The organism is Vogesella aquatica (assembly GCF_028548455.1).
Classification (GTDB): Bacteria; Pseudomonadota; Gammaproteobacteria; order Burkholderiales; family Chromobacteriaceae; genus Vogesella; species Vogesella aquatica.
Map to the genome: position 1 here is coordinate 59,012 of NZ_JAQQLF010000010.1, position 17,807 is coordinate 76,818.

The following is a 17,807-nucleotide window of genomic DNA, read 5'->3' on the forward strand; positions in this document are numbered from 1 at the left end:
TAGGGCTCAGGCGCGCGCCGTGCGCAGGCCGGGGATGGGCAGTTTTTGCAGTAGCAGCCCGCCCAGAATCAGCGCCAGGCCGGTAAGGGTGCTGGGCAGGATGGCCTCGCCCAGCAGGGCGCTGATCAATACCAGCGATAGCATGGGCGACAGGAAGATCAGGTTGGCAATGCGCGCGGTACTGCTGGTGAGCTTCATGGCCGAGAGCCACAGCACAAAGGTAAAGCCCATTTCCAGCGCGCCAACATAGGCGGCACCCGCGATGCCTTGCCACGCTACCGGGGTCAGCTCGCCGGTGGCGGCGCACCACAGCAGGGTGAGCGGTAGCGAGAGCAGAAAGTTCAGCGTGAGGCCCATCACCGGCTCGCGCTCGTCTTTGGCGTTGAATAGCCAGTAGCCTGCCCACAGCAGGGTGGACAGCAAGGCAAAGCCGACGCCGGACAGGTTGCTGAAATTCAGCGCCAGCGGCGCACCGCGCGTGGCGATGGTCAATACGCCGCTATAGCACACCAGGGCAGCCAGGCTGTCCTGCAGCTTGAGCCTTTGCCCCAGCACCGGTACGGCCAATAGCGTCATGGTCAGCGCCCAGGTGTAGTTGATGGCCTGGGCTTCTTGTGCCGGTAGCAGGTCGTAAGCCTGGAACAGGATCAGGTAGTAGGCGAAAGGGTTCACCGCACCCAGGATGGCGCTGCGGCGCCAGTGCTGGCGCAGCGCCGCGGGAAGGGTGGCCAGCCGGCCCTGCCAGCCCAGTATGGCCAGCAGCGACAGCAGCGAAAACACGCTGGCGTACAGCACCAGCTGCGCCGGGCTGAGGTGCGCCAGGCTGAGTTTGAAGGCGCTGGCCACGGTAGACCAGGCCAGTACGGCGGATAAACCAAAAACGTAAGCTTTGTGTTGCGAAGTCAAAATGCGGGGGCTCCTGCCTGTTTCAGGCGCTGGTTCAGGTCGTGGCTCATCAACTGCAAGGTGGTGCTGGCACTCAGGCCGATAGGGCCACCTTGTGCTGTTTCGTAGTGTTCACCGGCGCAGGCGTGCAGGTCTGCCGCCAGGTGGGCTCCATCCAGTAGCGGCATGCCTTGCGCCAGCAGGGCGCAAATGGCGCCGCCCAGCAGGTCGCCCTGGCCGGCCACGGCCAGGGCGGGGCTGCCGTGTACCAGCAGGCGGTAGGGTTGGCCGCTGCTGGCCAGCAATGTGCCGCTACCTTTTAGCAATACGGTGCAGGCAAACTGCTGTGCCAGCTGCCGGGCTGCGGCAATGCGGTCGGCCTGGATCTGTTCGGTGCTGCAGTCCAGCAGGCGGGCAGCTTCGCTGGGGTGCGGCGTGAGCAGCGTAGGATAGCTGCGCTGGCGCAGGCGGGCCTGCAGCTGGCTGTCGGCCGCCAGCAGGTTCAGCGCATCGGCGTCCAGTACCAGGGTGTTGTCGTGCAGCAGCAACGCGTCCAGCGCCTGGTGGGCTTGGTCGCTCAGGCCCAGGCCGGGGCCGATCAGCATCACGTTGGCCGCAGGTACATTCATGCCGTCTTGCCAGGAGCGCAGCATTAGTTCGGGGGTGGCCGGGTCTAGTAGCAGTGCATCTTGCGTATGCACAAATACTTTGCCGGCACCCAGGGCCAAAGCAGCACGGCCAGCCAGAATGGCGGCACCGCTCATGCCGCGTGCGCCGCCAATCACGCTGACGCTGCCGTAGCTGCCTTTGTGGCTGCTGTGGCGGCGCTTCAGCGCCAGTGCCTGGGGCACGGCAATGCTGCCGCTGGCTTGCGGGTAGTGGGTAGGCGGGCAATCCAGCAGGGCAATACTGGTGTGGCCGCAATAGTCGCGCCCCTGGGCGGTATACAGGCCGGGTTTGGGGCAGAGCAGGCTCAGGGTATGGCTGGCGCGTAGCGCGATGCCGCGAGGCTGGCCTGTCCAGGCGTCCAGGCCACTGGGGATGTCGATCGCCAGCTTGGGGCAGGGCAGGCTGTTAAGGCGGCGAATCAGGTGCAGCCAGGCACCGCCCAGCGGCCGGCTCAGCCCGACGCCAAACAGGCCGTCCAGCAGCCAGGCCGGTGGGGTGTCGCCCAGGGTTGGCCGCACGCTGCCGCCCAGTGCCTGCCAGTGTTGCAATGCCGCAGCGACGGCAGCATTTACCCGAGGCTCAGGCAGCAGGACTTCTACTGCGTAGCCGGCTTGTTTCAGCAAGCAGGCCGCCAGGATGGCGTCGCCACCGTTATTGCCGGGGCCTGCCGCCACCAGAATGGCAGCACCGTGCGGGATATGCGCCTGGCACCATCCGGCAATGGCTTGCGCGGCATGTTGCATTAGCTGCAGGCCCGCCGCCTCGGCGTTCTGTTCCAGCTGCCGTAGTGCCGGCAATGCCAGCAAGCCGTGTTCTGGTGTGATCATGCGCGGTCTTCTCCCCAGCGTGGCAGCAGGCTATGCGCTACGCCGACTTGGTCCATGATGCGTGCCACGACAAAGTCCACCATGTCCTGCACGCTTTGCGGGTGGGTATAAAAGCCGGGGCTGGGCGGCAGGATGCACACGCCCAGCCGTGCCAGCTTCAGCATGTTTTCCAGGTGAATAGCCGACAGTGGCGCCTCGCGTGGTACCAGCACCAGCTTGCGCTGTTCCTTGATGCTGACGTCGGCGGCACGCTCGATCAGGTTGTCGCTGCTGCCGGCGGCAATGGCGGCCAGCGTGCCCATCGAGCAGGGGCACACCACCATGGCATCAGCCGGGTTGGAGCCCGACGCGGGTGGCGCAAACCATTCTTCACGGCCGTAGACGCGCAGCAGGCCTTCGGCTGGCTGGTATTGCTCCTCCAGCCAGCTCTGGAAGGCGGCCGGGCGCGATGGCAGGGCCAGGTTCATTTCCTGCTGTGCCACCACCTGGGCCGCCTGGGAATACAGCACCCATACGCGCACCCCGGCGGCGAGCAGGCACTCTATCAGGCGCAGGCCGTAGGGCAGGCCGGAGGCGCCGGTCAGGGCGACGGTAATGGTTTGGCTTGGCATGGGGGGAGTTGCTCCAGCAGTTTCAGGGTCAGCAGGCCGGTGGCCACACTGGCCAGCAGGCTACTGAGCATTAAAGGGGGTAGCAGCTGCCAGACACCATCGTGGGGGATGAGCCATAGCCGCGCCAGCAGCAATTGTCCTGCAAGATGGGCCATGCCGGCCAGCATGCTGTGGCTCAGTGCACTGAAATAGCGTGCCGGCAGATGGCAGGCCAGCCCCAGCATCAGCACACTGCTTGCGCCACCTGTCAGGCTTAGCCAAAAACCGGGAGTAAACAGGCTACCCAGCATGAGCCCGGCGGCCACGATGCGCAGCAGGCTCACCCAGACGGCGGCGCGCCAGCCTAACTGGTATAGCGCAATCAGGGTAACGATATTGGCTAGCCCCGGTTTGATGCCGGGCAAGGGCGAGGGGATGGCTGCCTCCAGTAGCGACAGGGCCAGGCCAATGGCGGCAAGCCTGGCCAGTTGCCGGTCGTAGCTGCTGGGTTGTAGCGTGGTGTCAGTATGCCAGCGAGTCATGACCGCTATCGCCTTCCAGGGTAATGGCCGTGCGGTTGGGCAGGCAGAGCGCGGTGCTGCCCGGGCCGTTCAGCCAGCCTTGCTGTACGCAATACTGGCGCGGGCTGGGGTCGGCGGCGATGCGTGCGCGGCCCTGGCGTACTTCGACAACCGTGAGCCCCAGCGGGCCGTGCAAGGTAAAGCGGCTATCCAGCCGTAGCGGCCAACGTTGTACCAGCTGGCCATTCTGGTACAGCAGCACATGGCTGGCGCGGCCGCTGTGGTACCACAGAAAATAAAAGCTGCCGAAGCAGCTTGCGGCCAACAGGGTGGCGATCAGCAGGTCGCCGGCCTTGAGCAGGGCCAGACGCACGGCTAGTGGTCGCCGCTGCGGCCACCTAGCTGGCGGTGACGGATCAGTACCTGCTCGTCAGCAAGGCTGGCGGCTAGCCGCTCGGTAAGGTAGACCGAGCGGTGCTGGCCACCGGTGCAGCCGATGGCGATGGTGACATAGCTGCGGTTGTCCTGTTTGAAGCGTGGCAGCCAGGTGGCCAGGAAGGTGCGGATATCGTCTTCCATTGCTTGTACTTCCGGCTCGCCGGCAAAGAAGTCGCAGATGGCTTGGTCGCGGCCGGTAAGCGGCCGCAGGGCTTCTTCGTAGTAGGGGTTGGGCAGGCAGCGCACGTCGAACACGAAGTCGGCATCCAGCGGAATGCCGTGCTTGAAGCCGAACGACTCGAACACCACGGTCATGCGGCTGCTATCGGCGCCGGCCAGTAGCTTCACATAACCGCGCAGTGCATTGGCCGACAAGTGGCTGGTGTCGATGCGGTGGCCAAGCTCGCCCACATGTTCGAGCATTTCGCGTTCCAGGCGGATACATTCCTCTACCGTCAGGTGGCCATTGGACAGCGGGTGGCGGCGCCGCGTTTCGGAGAAGCGCTTGACCAGGATGTCGGTACTGGCTTCCAGGTAGAGCAGGCGGACGTCGATATCCAGCGCACGCAGCGCCTTGATGGCATTGGGCAGGGCGGCCAGCGTCGGGGCCGAGCGCGTGTCTACGCTGATGGCAATCTGGCTGTGGCCGTGCTCGTGGTACAGCGCAATGGCATCGGCCAGCATGCTGGGCGGCAGGTTGTCCACGCAGTAGTAGCCACTGTCTTCCAGTACGCGCAGCGCGACAGACTTGCCGGAGCCGGATAAGCCACTAATCAGAATCAGCTGCATGTTCCTGGTCCCGTAGCAGGTTGGTATGGCGGTCGATGAACTCGCGTGTGCTGTCTATGCCGCGCAGCTGCAAAATGTAATTGCGCACGGCGGCCTCTACCAGCACGGCCAGGTTGCGGCCGGCGGCGACAGGCAGCACAACCTTGCGTACCGTCACCCCCAGGATGTCCTGGGTCTCGGACTGGATATTCAGCCTGTCCAGCGCCTGCATGGCCTGGTCGTTGGCTTTCATCAGGTGGATGATCAGCTTCAGCACTTTTTTGGGCCGCACGGCGGTTTCGCCAAAGATAGTGCGGATATTCAGGATGCCCAGGCCGCGTACTTCCAGAAAATCGCGCAGCAGCGGCGGGCAGCGGCCTTCCAGTGTTTCCGGGCCAATGCGGTACAGCTCTACTGCATCGTCGGCAACCAGGCCGTGGCCACGCGAGATCAGCTCCAGTGCCAACTCGCTTTTACCCATGGCCGAGTCGCCCATGATCAGCACGCCGATTTCCAGCACATCCAGAAACACGCCATGCATTACCGTGGATACCGCCAGTGCGCGTGCCAGGTAAATGCGCAGCACGTCCATCAGGTAAGGGCTTTCCAGCGGCGTGCTCATCAGCGGCACATTGTGCGTCTGGCAGTAGTCGTGCAGTAGCTTGGGCACCGGCTGGCCGTTGGCGACGATCACCACGGCCATGGTCTTGTGGAACAGCTGGTCCAGCGCGGTACGGGCCGCAGCTTGCTCCAGCTTGTTCAGGTACTCCACCTCGGCCAGGCCTAGTACCTGTACCCGGTTGGGATGGATAAAGTTCAGGTGGCCGACCAGGGCTTGGGTTGGCCGCTGCTCTTCGTTGGAAATCAGGTTGTCAGAGCCGGCGCGGCTGGCTACCCAGCTCAGGCTCAGTTTGTGCTGATTGTCCTGGTACAGGCGGCGCACACTGATATTAGGCATGGGGGGTTCCGGTGAGCAACTCGTGCAGGGTTGGCGCGTCGCAACTGGCCATTTTCTCGCGCAGGCTACGGCTGGAAAACAGCTGGGCGAGCTCGGACAGCACCTGCAAGTGCAGGTCGGTTGCCTGCTCGGGTACCAGTAGCACGAACAGCAGGTTGACCGGCTTGCCGTCAGGCGAGTCGAATGGAATAGGGCTGGCCAGGCGGATAAACACGCCGGTGGCTTCTTTCAGGCCTTTTACCCGGCCGTGCGGTATGGCGACACCCTGGCCCAGCCCGGTGGAGCCCAGCTTTTCGCGGGCAAACAGGCTATCGAAAATGTCGCTACGGGCGATGCCATGGCTGTTTTCAACCATCAGGCCTACCTGCTCGAACAGGCGTTTCTTGCTGGATACGTCTACATCCGCCAGCACGTTCTGCTGCGGAAGAATCTTGCCAATCAAGCTCATGATTTACATTTGCCGGAAAAAACCGTCGGCCATTCTACGCCGAGTCGGCTGTTTGCAATAGGGCAGGATGAGACCCGCCGGGGTCGGATAAGTGCCGCTACGTGGCATGTGCGCGCGCGCTTGTGGCCGGGCTGGCTGCTACTTCTGCCAGTTACGGCGGGCTGCGGCGGTTTCGGGCCTGTGGCGTCGCCTAGTTTGCTCACCCGGCAGCCAGCGCCGAGCAGGCGCATTTTGCCTTGTTTGACACCCGGGGAAGCACTGAAATCGGCATAACAGATAAAAAAGTGACCGTCATGTGACGTGAAAGCAAAAACGGGAGCCTGCCGGCTCCCGTCTTATGCATCACTAAGGGTTACAACGTGGCATCGACCTGCTGGGCATTGGCCCGGTGCTCACCTTGTTTTTCTTTGAACTTCAATACCTGACGATCCAGTTTATCCATCAGCGTATCGATGGCGGCGTACATATCGGCTTCTTCCGATTCGACATGAATGTCCTTGCCTGCCAGATGAACATTGACCTCCGCTTTCTGTACCAGTTTATCAACCGACAGCGTCACGTTAACGCCAATGACATTATCTACGTGGCGGGTGATGCGTTCGAGTTTGCTCTCGATGTATTCGCGAATCGATGGGGTAACTTCGAGGTGTAGACCGGTAATTTTGAGGTTCATACCCTGACTCCTTCTGTTAACAGTGCGGTCGGGCTGGCCGCACCGGTGTTTTTGGCACTTCTATAAGGCCTTGCGAAGGCTAACTGGCGGAATCTGCATAGCTTCACGATACTTGGCAACCGTACGTCTGGCAACCTGAATACCTTGTGCCGTGAGCTTGTCGGCGATGGCGCTGTCGGACAGCGGTTTCTTGCCGTCCTCGCTGTCGATGATCTGGCGTATCAGCGCCTTGATGGCGGTGGCAGAGCATTCACCGCCACTATCCGTTTCCAGGGCATTACCGAAAAAGTATTTCAGCTCGAACAGCCCGCGGCTGCACAGCAGGTACTTCTGGGTGGTTACCCTGGAAATGGTGGATTCATGCAATCCCAGCTCGTCTGCGATGTCTCGCAGTATCAACGGGCGCATGGCCACTTCACCGTGTTCAAAGAACGCTTGCTGCCTTTCGACTATAGATTCCGACACTTTCAGGATGGTGTCAAACCGTTGCTGAATGTTTTTTACCAGCCATCTGGCCTCTTGTAACTGGCCCGAAAGGTTATGGCTACTGTCGCGCTGCTGCAGCATGTTTGCATACAGCTGATTTACTTGAAGTTTTGGCAGAGAGCCCCGGTTCAGCTGGGCAACCCAGCGGCCGCCACGACGCACGACATGGATATCCGGCGCCACATAATGTGTCTCACCCTGGTCGAAACCACTGGTGGGCCGGGGTCTTAGCGTGGCGATAAGACTATGCGCCGCGCGTAACTCGGCCTCGCCTACCCCCAGGATTTTCTTCAGACGGGTATAGTCTCGGCTCCCCAGCAAGGCAAGGTGCTCGCCGGCCAGCTGGCGTGCCAGGGGCAGCGATGGTGTTTGCGGCGGCAGGTTGCCTAGCTGTAGCGCCAGGAATTCCCCCAGGTCGCGGCTGCCTATGCCCATGGGCTCAAACTGCATCATGAGCTTGCGCAGGGTTTCCAGTTCTTCCGCTTCGACATCCAGCTCCAGTGGTAGTTCTGCTGCGACCTCTTCCAGCGGGGTTTGCAGGTAGCCGTCGTCGTCCAGCTCGTCAATCAGCAGTGCCAGCAGGGCGCTATCGCGCCGCCCCAGCTGGGTTTCCCGCATCTGAGCTGTCAGGTGCTCGCGCAGGGTGGGGCGGCAGGGGGCGTTGAGGATGGGGTCAAATTCGTCGTCCCCATCACGGTTCCCGCTACCGCTGCCACTGCCCCAGTCGGTGAGCTCCATGCTGTCTTGCTGGCGGTCTTCTGCTGTGTCGTTGCTGCTTTCCTGGGTTGCCGGGGCATCGCCTTCAGGTGCAGGGCTATCGCTGCCGTCGCTGCGTTCCAGTAACGGGTTTTCCAGCAGGTAGCGCTCCAGTTCGCTGGACAGGTCTAGCGTGGACATTTGCAGCAGTTTGATGGACTGCTGCAGTTGTGGTGTCAGGGTAAGTTGCTGGCTGACTTTGAGCTGGAGGGTTTGTTTCATTTCGCTTACAGGTGGAAATGCTCGCCCAGGTACACCTGGCGAACCTGTTCGTTGTTAACCAGTTCATCCGGCAGGCCTGATGCCAGTACGCGGCCTTCAGAAATAATATAGGCGCGGTCGCAGATGCGCAGGGTTTCCCGCACGTTGTGGTCGGTAATCAGCACGCCGATGCCGCGCTCTTTCAGGAAGGAGATAATTTTCTGGATATCAATCACCGCGATGGGGTCAACACCGGCAAACGGCTCGTCCAGCAGGATGAAACGTGGCTTGGTGGCCAGCACACGGGCGATTTCCACGCGGCGGCGCTCGCCGCCCGACAGGGCCATGGCATTGGTTTCGCGCAGGTGGCCGATGTTCAGGTCGTCCAGTAGTAGCTGCAGTTCATTATCCAGCGCTTCCCCCGACAAGCCGGCTACTTCGAGTACGGCCTGGATGTTTTCCTCTACGGTCATCTTGCGGAAGATCGATGCTTCTTGCGGCAGGTAACCCAGGCCCAGGCGTGCCCGTTTGTGGATGGGCAAGTGGGTGATGGTTTCACCATCCAGCAGGATCTGGCCGGCTTCGGCTGCAATCAGGCCCACCACCATGTAGAAACTGGTGGTTTTGCCCGCGCCGTTGGGGCCCAGCAGGCCAATGACTTCACCGCTGGCGATGTCCATTGATACATCCCGCACCACCGTGCGCTTCTTGAAGGTCTTTTTCAGGTGCTGGATGCTCAGCCGGCTTTGGCTCATGGTTTTTCCTGCGGCTGAAGAATAATGGTGACACGGCCACTGCCATTGCTGGCGCTCTGGCCTTTTACCTGGTAAATCTCGGTCACCGTGTTGTAGCTGATCTGCTCGCCATTCACGACATCCTTGCCGCGCTTGACCTGTGCCTTGCCGGTAAGAATGACGGTATTGTTGGCCGAGTCGTAGTCCACGCTGCTGGCGTGGCCGTCTACGTATTCGTTTTTGCCGTCCAGTTTCTGGCGAAAGTACACCGGGCTACCGGTGGCCAGCAGTTTCTGGCGGCCACTGGCATCTTGTGTGGCGACGGTCTTTTGTGCGCGCAGGTTCAGCGTACCCTGGATGATGATGACGTTGCCCTCAAATACATTGATACCCTGTTTTTGGTCTAGCGATGCACTGTCGGCATTCACTTCAATAGGTTTGCTGCTGTCAGCTTTTTCGGCGAATGCCGGGCTGCATACAATGCCGAGTACCAGCAACAGCATCAGGCTATGGCGCATAGGAAATCCTTACTCGAGACAGCAGTCTCAGCTGCCCGGCCGGGTGATTGTAGTAAAAGCCAACGGCGCTGATGCGCGACTGGCCATCATCGATGGTCACGGGTGCCCGGTTGCTAAGAATGCCGCTTTGGCTATTCACCAGTAGCGAGGGCGTTTGCAAATGAACGGCTGCCTGTTCGCCGTAAGGCTGGCGCAGCATGTCTACGTGGCCATCGAATTGCCCCAGGCCGGTACTGCGGGCATATCGGCCTTGGTCGGCGCGCAGGGTGTAATCCAGCAGCCCCTGGCGAAACTGTTTCAGGTCGGGCTGCTGCATGTGTACCTGCTCGCTTTGCGGCAGTTTCCACATTTTGCTGGCGTTCAGGCGCTGCATGGGCAAGCCTTGCTCGTCAAACCGGGTGATCTTGAGCTGCTCAATGGTGTACTCCGGCTGCGACGGGTCGAGCTGGCGCTGTTCGGGCGAGCGCCACTGTGTGAGCACATTCAGCCAGAATGACAGCAGCCCCAGGGCCAGCATCAGCCCAATTGGGAACAGTTTGGCGGCGCGGTTCATTCGAGGTAGCTGGCCATGACGCGGTCAAAGTTGCCCTGGGCTTGCATGATGAGCTCGCACAGCTCGCGCACGGCACCGCGTCCTCCGCGGTTACCTGTGACAAAGTGGGCGTGCTGGCGTACAAAGCTGGGTGCGTCCGGTACGGCGACGGCCAGCCCGACGCGGCTCATCACCGGCAGGTCGATGACGTCGTCGCCAATATAGGCGCAGTCTTCTGCAGCAAGGCCGGTTTTGGCCAGCAGGTCGGCAAAGGCAGTGCGTTTGTCGTGCACGCCTTCGTAGTAGTGGTCGATGCCCAGACCACGTACGCGGTGTGCCACGCTGGGGGCGGCGCGGCCGGTGATGATGGCCAGTTGTACACCGGTGGCCTGCAGCATTTTCAGGCCGTGGCCATCCAGCGTATTGAAGGCTTTGAACTCTTCGCCACTGGCGGTAATGAAAATGCGGCCATCGGTGAGCACACCGTCTACGTCCAGGATCAGTAGCCGGGTGCGCTTGGCCAGGTCAGTCATTTTTTGCATGGTAATCCTTACACCACGCCTGCCTTGAGCAGGTCGTGCATATTGAGCGCGCCAATCAGTGTGCCGTTGCTGTCTACCACCAGCAGGCCGTTGATCTTGCGCAGCTCCATTTCTTTGGCCGCTTCGGCGGCCAGCAGGTTGGCCGCAATCGTGCGGGGCTGTCGGCCCATGACGTCATCGATGGTGAGGCCGGCCAGGTCCAGCGAATGGTCCAGCGTACGCCGCAAGTCGCCATCGGTAAAGATGCCCGCCAGGCGACCATCGGCATCCTGCACGGCGGTCATGCCCAGACCTTTGCGGGTCATTTCCAGCAGGGCGTCTTTCAGCGACGCGCCGCTGCGTACCACCGGCAGGGCATCGCCACTGTGCATCACGTCGCTGATGTGTACCAGCAGGCGGCGACCCAGGCTGCCACCGGGGTGGGACAGGGCAAAGTCTTCCGGTTTGAAATCGCGCGCGTCCAGCAGGGTTACCGCCAGGGCATCGCCCATGGCCAGTGCGGCGGTGGTGCTGGTGGTGGGTGCCAGGCCCAGGGTGCAGGCCTCTTTGTCTACCGCCACGTCCAGATGCACATTGGCTTCTTGCGCCAGGGTGGATTGCGGGCGGCCGGTCATGGCGATGATGGCAATGCCCTTGCGCTTGAGCGCCGGCAGCAGCGCGATGATTTCGTCGCTTTCGCCCGAGTTGGACAGCGCCAGGATGACATCGCGCGTGGTCACCATGCCCAAATCGCCGTGGGCGGCTTCGGCAGGGTGCATAAAGAACGACGGCGTACCGGTGCTGGCCAGTGTGGCGGCAATCTTGCGGCCAACGTGGCCCGATTTGCCTATGCCGGTCACAATGACGCGGCCAGGGCAGGCCAGTACCAGGTCGATGGCTGCCAGAAAAGCATCGCCCAGGCGCTGTGCCATGCTGACGATGGCGTCCGCTTCAATTTGTAGCACCTCGCGCGCCAGCGCCAGCTGCTGATGTTTTTGCTCAATATCCATAGTCACCAATTATATCAGCTTATAATCGTTCGACCTTACCTGGCGGGTGCAAGTTTTGCTTGGCCTGTTTTTTGTCGCGAGGAGCACTCCCCCACGATGCATTCCCTGTTTCCCATAGTAGTGGTGTTGCTGGTAGCCGTTCTGGCGGTTACCGCCTGCCGTAGCTTGCGCGTACCGCCCATGCTGGGCTATCTGGTGGTGGGCTTTCTGGCCGGCCCCGGCGTCATGCACCTGATACCGGAAGGCCCGGAAACCGAGTTTCTGGGTGAAATCGGCATCGTCTTCATGATGTTCTCCATTGGCCTGGAGTTCTCGCTGGCCAAGCTCAAGGCCATGAAACATCTGGTGTTCGGGGTGGGGCTGGCGCAGGTGGTGGTAACCCTGTTGCTGATAACCGGTGCGGTCGGCTGGCTCACCGGCAGTACGCTGGCCGGCTTTGCGATTGGTGCCGCGCTGACCATGTCGTCTACCGCCATTGTCAGCAAGCTGCTGGCCGAGCGCCTCGAGCTGGCGCAGCCGCATGGCCAGCTGGCCATGGGCACGCTGCTGTTCCAGGATATTGCCGTGGTGCCCTTGCTGATCCTGCTGCCGGCTTTTGCGGCCAACTCGGACCATCTGGCGGCCGACCTGGGCATGGCGGCGGTGAAGGTGCTGCTGGTGCTGAGCTTGCTGCTGGTGTTTGGCCAGCGCCTGATGCGGCCGTGGTTTCACCTGGTGGCGCGGCAGCGTTCCAGCGAGCTGTTCATGATTAACGTGCTGCTCATCACCCTGGGCGTGGCTTTCATTACCCAGCAGGCGGGCTTGTCGCTGGCGCTGGGCGCGTTTGTGGCGGGTATGCTGATTTCGGAAACCGAGTACCGTTTCCAGGTAGAAGAAGACATCAAGCCGTTCCGCGACATTTTGCTGGGCTTTTTCTTTATTACCGTAGGCATGCGGCTGGATGTAGGCGTGCTGTTCGAGCAGTCCGGTGCCGTCTTGCTGATGCTGCTATTGCTGCTGCCGGTCAAGCTCCTGGTGGTGTTTGGTCTGGCGCGGGCGATGGGGCACCGCGCAAACGATGCGCTCAAGGCCGGCCTGGCGCTGGCGCAGGGTGGCGAGTTCGGCTTTGTGCTGCTGTCGCTGTCCGGCAGCCTCAAACTGCTGGCGCCGGCTATCGAGCAAGCCGCCATCGCCGGCATTTTGCTGTCCATGCTGGTGGCGCCGTTCCTGATCCAGTACGCCGACCGCATCAGCAAGCGCCTGATCAAACAGGATTGGGCGCTGATGTCGGTAGACCTGCACCAGATTCTGGTGCAAACCATGAGCAAGAACGAACACGTGATCATTTGCGGCTACGGCCGTAGCGGCCAGTACCTGGCGCGGCTGCTGGAAAGCGAAGACATTTCCTTTTTTGCGCTGGATCTGGACCCGGAGCGTGTGCGCGAGGCCGGCGAGGCCGGCGACCCGGTGGTGTTCGGCGATGCGGCCAAGCGCGAAGTACTCACCGCTGCCGGCGCGCTGCGCGCCAAGGCGGTGGTGATTACCTTTGCCGATACCCATGCGTCGGAACGCATTATCGATGTGGTGCGCCAGCTGCGCAGCGACCTGCCGGTCATCGTGCGCACCATAGACGATACCGATATCGAGCAGCTGCGCCAGGCGGGTGCCGACGAGGTGGTGTCCGAGGTAATGGAAGGCAGCCTGATGCTGGCCTCGCACGCGCTGGTGGTGCTGGGGGTGCCGCTGGCGCGTGTGCTGCGGCGTATCCGCTCCGTGCGTGAGGAGCGCTACAACCTGTTCAAGGGTTTCTTCCGTGGCGCCAGTGACGAGATAGACGGCATCGACGATAGCCAGATGTCACGCCTGCATAGCGTGCAGCTGGTGAGCGGGTCGCACGCCATCGGCTCGCCGCTGGGGGCGATCAAGCTGCCCGAGCGCCAGGTAGAAGTCAAAGCCGTGCGCCGTGGCCATACGCGCTACACCGAGCTGACGCCGGACTTCGAGCTGTGCGAAGGCGATGTGCTGGTATTGCTGGCGCGGCCGGAGCAATTGCTGCTGGCGGAGACCTTGTTGCTGCAGGGCTGAGCGGCGGCCATACCCGTGTGGGGGTATTGAAACGAAAAAGGTTGGCCGCAGTGCTGTGCGGCCAACCTTTTTGCTGGCTGGCAATATTGCGCTCGTGCTTGCCGGGTGCCTGGCAAAGCCGGGCGCGCTACCAGGCTATGCACCTGTTGCCGGCCTGTTTGCATGGCAAGGTTGGCCGCAGCGATAGGCGGCTAACCTTTTGTTGCCGGCGGTGTGCTTACTTCTTGCCGCCTGGCAGGATGGTGGTGATCTGCTTGGTCAGTTCTTTTTTCAGCGCCTGCTGCTTTTCACCTTCGGTTTTCTTGCCTTTGACCATGGCGTTGAAGTCCAGCGAGTAGGTAGGCTTGTTGATCTGGCCGGTGATTTTCAGCGGCACATTGATACCGTTCAGCTGCTTGAAGGCTTGCGGGTTGGCGCGCACATTCAGCGTGTAATCCACAATGCTCTGCGTCAGGTCGAACTTGCCGCCGCCTTTTACATTCACCAGCGAGGACTCCAGCTTCAGGTCCTGGTTGCGGGCAATGCCGTTGTCCAGCTCAAAGCCGGCCGACAGCGCCGAGAAGGTGGTTTTCTGGTCGGCCTGCGCCACCATGGTGTTGTTGTTCCAGTCTTTCAGCTCGCCAGGCAGGTCGCGCAGCGCCGATACCAGGTCGATGCCGGTCAGCGCACCTTTTTCCAGGCGTACCGCCACTTTGCCGCTCAGGGTATTGCGTAGCGCCGCCAGCGAGGTGCCATGGGCATTGAGCTGCACCCAGCCGTTGCTGGCGCCTTCCACGCGATTAAAGTCGAACAGGTCCAGCATCAGCGGCTTGATTTGCATGCCGATCAGCTGTTGCGACAGCTCCACGCGCGGCTCTTTGTCGCGCAGCAGCTTCATGCTGCCCTTGAGCTTGCCGTCGTAGATCTCGGCGCCCAGCTGGTCCAGCGTAATGCTCTCCGGCCGCGCCTTGATGTCGGCGGTAATGCCCTTGATGCGGAAGCGCCCCATGGCCAGCTCGCCCACCGACAGCTTGCCGTCCACGTTCAGGAAATCCATCCAGTCCAGGCGGAAGGGCGTGCCGTTCTGGAATAGTGCCACCGCTTTTTCGGCCTGGTTTTCCGGCAGGTAGCGGTTCAGGTCCAGCTTGCCCACGGTCAGCGTGGCTTCGTGGCGCGGCTGCATGAAACCGTACTGTGTGGCCGTGGCCGCCAGCGCGGCACCGTCCAGCTGGCCAGCCACGCGCAGGTTCAGCCGGCTTTCAGTCAGGTCGCCGTCCAGCGCGCCTTGCAGCGATGCCTGGAGTTGGCCGCGCGGCAGTACCGGCGTTTTCAGGTGCGCCGTGAGTGCCAGCGGCTCCAGGCGCAGCTGGTGGTAGGCCGCCAGGCTCAGCGGCGCGCGCAGGTTCATGCTGATGGCGTGCCCGCCTACCGACCAGGCAAAATTGCCCAGCATCTGGTCGGCAAACGCACCTTCACGATTCAGCTTGATTTCGGCCAGCTGGCTGGAAAAGCGGTATTGCGTGCGGGCGTAATTCACCGAGCCGGTAATGGCGGCCGCAGGCGTGGTCAGTTCGGTAAGGCTGGCGCTGATTTGGGGTAGCCGCGCTTCGGCATGGCCCTTGGGTAGCGAAGTATCCAGTGTCAGCTTGAGGTCTTCGCCACTGGCCAGCAGGGTGCCAAAGTTCAGTTTCAGGCGGCCCTCGGCGCCCAGGCGAACCTCGCCCAGCTTGTCGGTGCTGCTGATGGCGAGCGCATCGAGCTGGTCGATGCTGACCTGGTCATCCTGGCGGGTGAATGGTGCTTTGACCGCCACGCTGACCACCTGGCTACCGCTCACCAGGCGGCCACCAAATGACAGGCGGGCATTGGATTTGAGCCCTTCTATGTCCAGGCTGCCTTCTTCCAGGCGGCTCAGGCGGCCGTTCACGCGGTCGGACAGGTTGATACTGGTGCCGCGCAGCGCCATGGTATCGAGGTCCAGCTTGAATTTGCTGGTTTTGCGGCGGCGCAGCAGGTCGGCAAAGTTCATGCTGCCATCGCTGCTACGCACCAGATTGATCTGCGTATCGTGCAGTGCCAGGTGGGTGATTTCCAGCTCGCCAAACAGCAGCGGCAGCCAGGCCAGGCGGGCTTCTACTTCGCCAATGCGCGCAAAGGGCTTGCGGCCCCCCGGCTCGCTGATGTCCAGCTCGCCAATGGCCAGGCCGGGCGAGGGGAACAGCATGGGGGAAATCTTGCCGTTGATGGTGACGGTGCGTTGTGTGTCGGCCAGCGAGTTTTGCAGATTGTTGCGCACACTTTGGCTATCGAAACGCAGGAAAAACAGGATCAGCCCGATGGCCAGCAGCGAAACCAGGGCAACGAGACTATAGACAGCGGTTTTGAGCCATAGCCGGCCAGAGTTCCATTTCATGGGCATTGGTTCTGCGGCGTGAATTGATAAGGCAGGATGGAGCGGGTGAAGGGAATCGAACCCTCGTCGTAAGCTTGGGAAGCTTCTGCTCTACCATTGAGCTACACCCGCACTCAGGTGAAGCGCGAGTATACGCATAGCAGCGGGGCTAGGCAAGGCTGTGGCTGACGCAAAAGCGGCAACATGGTATTTTATGTACTGTATTTCGTATACAAAACCGCCAGGCAGGCTGTGCCGCTGGCGGTTCTGGCTTTTTAGGGCCAGTGCGTTCCGCCCGCCTGCGTGGTGACCGCGGCCAACCTGGCCGGCAGGTTGCACGTACCCAGGGCCAGCCTACCCGGCTGCTGCAGGACCTTGCCCGTGCTACCCGCCGTGGCAAGACCGGCAACGAGCGTGTGAATCGCCATGATGCTTACCGGCATTGTGGCGCTTGCGTGGGGTGCTTACCGGCAGCCCTGTTTCGTTACCGTTTGGAAGTGAAGTCTGTATGTCTCGATCTCAATGGGGCTCGCGCCTCGGTTTTATTCTGGCTGCGGCGGGTTCCGCCATCGGCCTGGGGGCCATCTGGAAGTTTCCGTATGTGGCAGCCACCAATGGTGGCGGTGCATTCCTGTTTATTTACCTGCTGATTTGCCTGTCGGTCGGCCTGGCATTGATGCTGGGGGAAATGGCACTGGGCCGTGCGGCCAACAGCAATGCCGTGGGCAGTTTTCGCCAGCTCGGTGGCCGCGCCTGGCCGTGGGTGGGCTTTACCGGCGTGCTGGTGTGCTTCCTGATTTACTCTTTCTATAGCGTGGTGGGTGGCTGGACCATTGCCTATATCGGCAAGTCGCTTGGCGGCAGCATCCTGACCAGCGACGCCAAAGTGCTGGGCGATACCTTTAATGACTTCATTACCGACCCGGTGCAGCCGCTGATCTACCATGGCCTGTTTGCCGGCCTGACGCTGGCGGTGGTGCTGGGCGGCGTGCAGAAGGGTATCGAGAACCTGTCCAAGTTTCTGATGCCGGCGCTGTTTGTGCTGATGCTGGTGCTGATCGTGCGCGGCCTCACGCTGCCTGGCGCCATGGATGGCCTGCTGTATTTCCTGACGCCGGATTTTGGCAAGGTCACCGGTAATATGCTGGTAGACGCCATGGGTCTGGCGTTTTTCTCGCTGTCGCTGGGCATGGGCGTGATGATTACCTACGGCTCTTACGTTGGCCGCGACACCCCGCTACTGGGCTCCTCGCTATGGGTGATCGCGCTCACCGTGATGACCTGCTTCCTGGCGGGCCTGATGGTGTTGCCCGCGGTGTTTGCTTTTGGCTTTGACCCGTCCGCCGGCCCGGGCCTGACCTTTATCACCATGCCGGCGGTGTTTGCCCAGATGGCCGGTGGCCAGCTGTTTGCCGTGCTGTTCTTCTGCCTGCTGCTGGTGGCGGCGCTGACCTCGTCGGTATCGCTGCTGGAGGTAGTGGTGAGTGCGGTAATGGATGAATTCAAGCTGCCGCGCCGCCGTGCCGCGCTGCTGGTGTCCGCCGGCGTGTTTTTGCTGGGCATTCCGGCGTCGCTGTCGCTAGGGATCTGGAGCGAGTACACCGTGTTCGGCAAAGGGTTTTTCGACCTGCTGGATTACGTCACATCTAATGTACTGATGCCTGTGGGTGAAGTCCTGCTGGCCATCTTTGTCGGTTGGCGTGTGTGGCCGGTGGTGCAAGGCCAGCTGGCCGCGGCCGGGCATACCCCGGTGTGGCTGCGAGCCATGCGCGGTTTCTGCCGCTACGTGGCACCGGTGTTGATTCTGGGCATTCTGGTACACAATCTGTAATGCACA

General features: G+C 61.7%; 18 protein-coding genes and 1 tRNA gene. 2 read left to right on the forward strand and 17 right to left on the reverse strand.

Annotated features, from left to right (window positions below):
• Window positions 1–6 precede the first annotated feature (6 nt).
• The 15 genes from PQU95_RS09400 to PQU95_RS09470 form a co-directional block, all read right to left on the reverse strand.
• Window positions 7–906 carry a DMT family transporter gene (locus PQU95_RS09400; protein WP_272751747.1) on the reverse strand — a complete coding sequence of 300 codons (900 nt, stop codon included), beginning with the start codon at window positions 904–906 and terminating at the stop codon, window positions 7–9.
• A complete protein-coding gene (locus tag PQU95_RS09405; RefSeq protein WP_272751748.1) occupies window positions 903–2,381 on the reverse strand; it encodes an NAD(P)H-hydrate dehydratase in 1,479 nt (492 codons plus the stop codon). The genes PQU95_RS09400 and PQU95_RS09405 overlap by 4 nt, the downstream gene beginning before the upstream one ends.
• Window positions 2,378–2,992, reverse strand: coding sequence for a flavin prenyltransferase UbiX (locus PQU95_RS09410; protein WP_272751749.1), 615 nt, complete (start codon window positions 2,990–2,992; stop codon window positions 2,378–2,380). The genes PQU95_RS09405 and PQU95_RS09410 overlap by 4 nt, the downstream gene beginning before the upstream one ends.
• Window positions 2,962–3,513 (reverse strand): Gx transporter family protein, encoded by a 552-nt coding sequence (locus tag PQU95_RS09415; protein ID WP_272751750.1) that lies wholly within the window; start codon window positions 3,511–3,513, stop codon window positions 2,962–2,964. The genes PQU95_RS09410 and PQU95_RS09415 overlap by 31 nt, the downstream gene beginning before the upstream one ends.
• The gene (locus tag PQU95_RS09420) at window positions 3,494–3,865 is read right to left on the reverse strand and encodes a NusG domain II-containing protein (protein ID WP_272751751.1); all 372 of its coding nucleotides are present in this window, start codon (window positions 3,863–3,865) and stop codon (window positions 3,494–3,496) included. The genes PQU95_RS09415 and PQU95_RS09420 overlap by 20 nt, the downstream gene beginning before the upstream one ends.
• Window positions 3,866–3,867: 2 nt before the next feature.
• Entirely contained in the window at window positions 3,868–4,719 is an 852-nt protein-coding gene (rapZ, locus tag PQU95_RS09425) for an RNase adapter RapZ (protein WP_272751752.1), read from the reverse strand.
• On the reverse strand, window positions 4,700–5,656 hold the full coding sequence (gene hprK / locus PQU95_RS09430) for an HPr(Ser) kinase/phosphatase (protein ID WP_017510096.1): 957 nt from the start codon (window positions 5,654–5,656) through the stop codon (window positions 4,700–4,702). The genes rapZ and hprK overlap by 20 nt, the downstream gene beginning before the upstream one ends.
• A complete protein-coding gene (ptsN, locus tag PQU95_RS09435; RefSeq protein ID WP_272751753.1) occupies window positions 5,649–6,104 on the reverse strand; it encodes a PTS IIA-like nitrogen regulatory protein PtsN in 456 nt (151 codons plus the stop codon). Before ptsN ends, hprK begins: the two co-directional genes overlap by 8 nt.
• A 352-nt stretch (window positions 6,105–6,456) precedes the next feature.
• A complete protein-coding gene (gene hpf, locus PQU95_RS09440) occupies window positions 6,457–6,777 on the reverse strand; it encodes a ribosome hibernation-promoting factor, HPF/YfiA family (RefSeq protein ID WP_272751754.1) in 321 nt (106 codons plus the stop codon).
• A 60-nt stretch (window positions 6,778–6,837) separates the two neighbouring features.
• Window positions 6,838–8,241, reverse strand: a complete 1,404-nt coding sequence (locus PQU95_RS09445; protein WP_272751755.1) for an RNA polymerase factor sigma-54 — start codon at window positions 8,239–8,241, stop codon at window positions 6,838–6,840.
• A gap of 5 nt (window positions 8,242–8,246) precedes the next feature.
• Window positions 8,247–8,975: an LPS export ABC transporter ATP-binding protein gene (gene lptB / locus PQU95_RS09450; protein ID WP_227302682.1), complete on the reverse strand. Its 729-nt coding sequence runs from the start codon at window positions 8,973–8,975 to the stop codon at window positions 8,247–8,249.
• The gene (lptA, locus tag PQU95_RS09455; RefSeq protein WP_272751756.1) at window positions 8,972–9,472 is read right to left on the reverse strand and encodes a lipopolysaccharide transport periplasmic protein LptA; all 501 of its coding nucleotides are present in this window, start codon (window positions 9,470–9,472) and stop codon (window positions 8,972–8,974) included. The genes lptB and lptA overlap by 4 nt, the downstream gene beginning before the upstream one ends.
• Entirely contained in the window at window positions 9,462–10,025 is a 564-nt protein-coding gene (gene lptC, locus PQU95_RS09460; protein ID WP_272751757.1) for an LPS export ABC transporter periplasmic protein LptC, read from the reverse strand. Before lptC ends, lptA begins: the two co-directional genes overlap by 11 nt.
• The gene (gene kdsC, locus PQU95_RS09465; RefSeq protein ID WP_272751758.1) at window positions 10,022–10,546 is read right to left on the reverse strand and encodes a 3-deoxy-manno-octulosonate-8-phosphatase KdsC; all 525 of its coding nucleotides are present in this window, start codon (window positions 10,544–10,546) and stop codon (window positions 10,022–10,024) included. The genes lptC and kdsC overlap by 4 nt, the downstream gene beginning before the upstream one ends.
• Before the next feature lie 8 nt (window positions 10,547–10,554).
• Window positions 10,555–11,529 carry a KpsF/GutQ family sugar-phosphate isomerase gene (locus PQU95_RS09470; RefSeq protein WP_373321393.1) on the reverse strand — a complete coding sequence of 325 codons (975 nt, stop codon included), beginning with the start codon at window positions 11,527–11,529 and terminating at the stop codon, window positions 10,555–10,557.
• A 102-nt stretch (window positions 11,530–11,631) separates the two neighbouring features.
• Between PQU95_RS09470 and PQU95_RS09475 the strand changes: the two genes are divergently transcribed.
• On the forward strand, window positions 11,632–13,599 hold the full coding sequence (locus tag PQU95_RS09475; RefSeq protein WP_272751759.1) for a monovalent cation:proton antiporter family protein: 1,968 nt from the start codon (window positions 11,632–11,634) through the stop codon (window positions 13,597–13,599).
• A gap of 217 nt (window positions 13,600–13,816) precedes the next feature.
• Here the strand turns inward: PQU95_RS09475 and PQU95_RS09480 are convergent, their stop codons facing one another.
• Window positions 13,817–15,991, reverse strand: a complete 2,175-nt coding sequence (locus PQU95_RS09480; protein ID WP_272751760.1) for an AsmA family protein — start codon at window positions 15,989–15,991, stop codon at window positions 13,817–13,819.
• Between the two features lie 37 nt (window positions 15,992–16,028).
• Window positions 16,029–16,102, reverse strand: a tRNA-Gly gene (locus tag PQU95_RS09485).
• 376 nt (window positions 16,103–16,478) lie between these two features.
• Here PQU95_RS09485 and PQU95_RS09490 point away from each other — a divergent pair.
• Window positions 16,479–17,801, forward strand: a complete 1,323-nt coding sequence (locus tag PQU95_RS09490) for a sodium-dependent transporter (RefSeq protein ID WP_272751761.1) — start codon at window positions 16,479–16,481, stop codon at window positions 17,799–17,801.
• Window positions 17,802–17,807: the final 6 nt, after the last annotated feature.

What these genes read in the sequence shown, in the direction of transcription:
- rapZ (WP_272751752.1), bottom strand. Translation starts at nt 4,719, where the DNA reads ATGCAGCTGATTCTGATTAGTGGCTTATCCGGCTCCGGCAAGTCTGTC.
- hpf (WP_272751754.1), bottom strand. Translation starts at nt 6,777, where the DNA reads ATGAACCTCAAAATTACCGGTCTACACCTCGAAGTTACCCCATCGATT.
- PQU95_RS09445 (WP_272751755.1), bottom strand. Translation starts at nt 8,241, where the DNA reads ATGAAACAAACCCTCCAGCTCAAAGTCAGCCAGCAACTTACCCTGACA.
- PQU95_RS09415 (WP_272751750.1), bottom strand. Translation starts at nt 3,513, where the DNA reads ATGACTCGCTGGCATACTGACACCACGCTACAACCCAGCAGCTACGAC.
- lptB (WP_227302682.1), bottom strand. Translation starts at nt 8,975, where the DNA reads ATGAGCCAAAGCCGGCTGAGCATCCAGCACCTGAAAAAGACCTTCAAG.
- PQU95_RS09490 (WP_272751761.1), top strand. Translation starts at nt 16,479, where the DNA reads ATGTCTCGATCTCAATGGGGCTCGCGCCTCGGTTTTATTCTGGCTGCG.
- hprK (WP_017510096.1), bottom strand. Translation starts at nt 5,656, where the DNA reads ATGCCTAATATCAGTGTGCGCCGCCTGTACCAGGACAATCAGCACAAA.
- lptC (WP_272751757.1), bottom strand. Translation starts at nt 10,025, where the DNA reads ATGAACCGCGCCGCCAAACTGTTCCCAATTGGGCTGATGCTGGCCCTG.
- PQU95_RS09405 (WP_272751748.1), bottom strand. Translation starts at nt 2,381, where the DNA reads ATGATCACACCAGAACACGGCTTGCTGGCATTGCCGGCACTACGGCAG.
- PQU95_RS09480 (WP_272751760.1), bottom strand. Translation starts at nt 15,991, where the DNA reads ATGAAATGGAACTCTGGCCGGCTATGGCTCAAAACCGCTGTCTATAGT.
- ptsN (WP_272751753.1), bottom strand. Translation starts at nt 6,104, where the DNA reads ATGAGCTTGATTGGCAAGATTCTTCCGCAGCAGAACGTGCTGGCGGAT.
- PQU95_RS09410 (WP_272751749.1), bottom strand. Translation starts at nt 2,992, where the DNA reads ATGCCAAGCCAAACCATTACCGTCGCCCTGACCGGCGCCTCCGGCCTG.
- PQU95_RS09475 (WP_272751759.1), top strand. Translation starts at nt 11,632, where the DNA reads ATGCATTCCCTGTTTCCCATAGTAGTGGTGTTGCTGGTAGCCGTTCTG.
- lptA (WP_272751756.1), bottom strand. Translation starts at nt 9,472, where the DNA reads ATGCGCCATAGCCTGATGCTGTTGCTGGTACTCGGCATTGTATGCAGC.
- kdsC (WP_272751758.1), bottom strand. Translation starts at nt 10,546, where the DNA reads ATGCAAAAAATGACTGACCTGGCCAAGCGCACCCGGCTACTGATCCTG.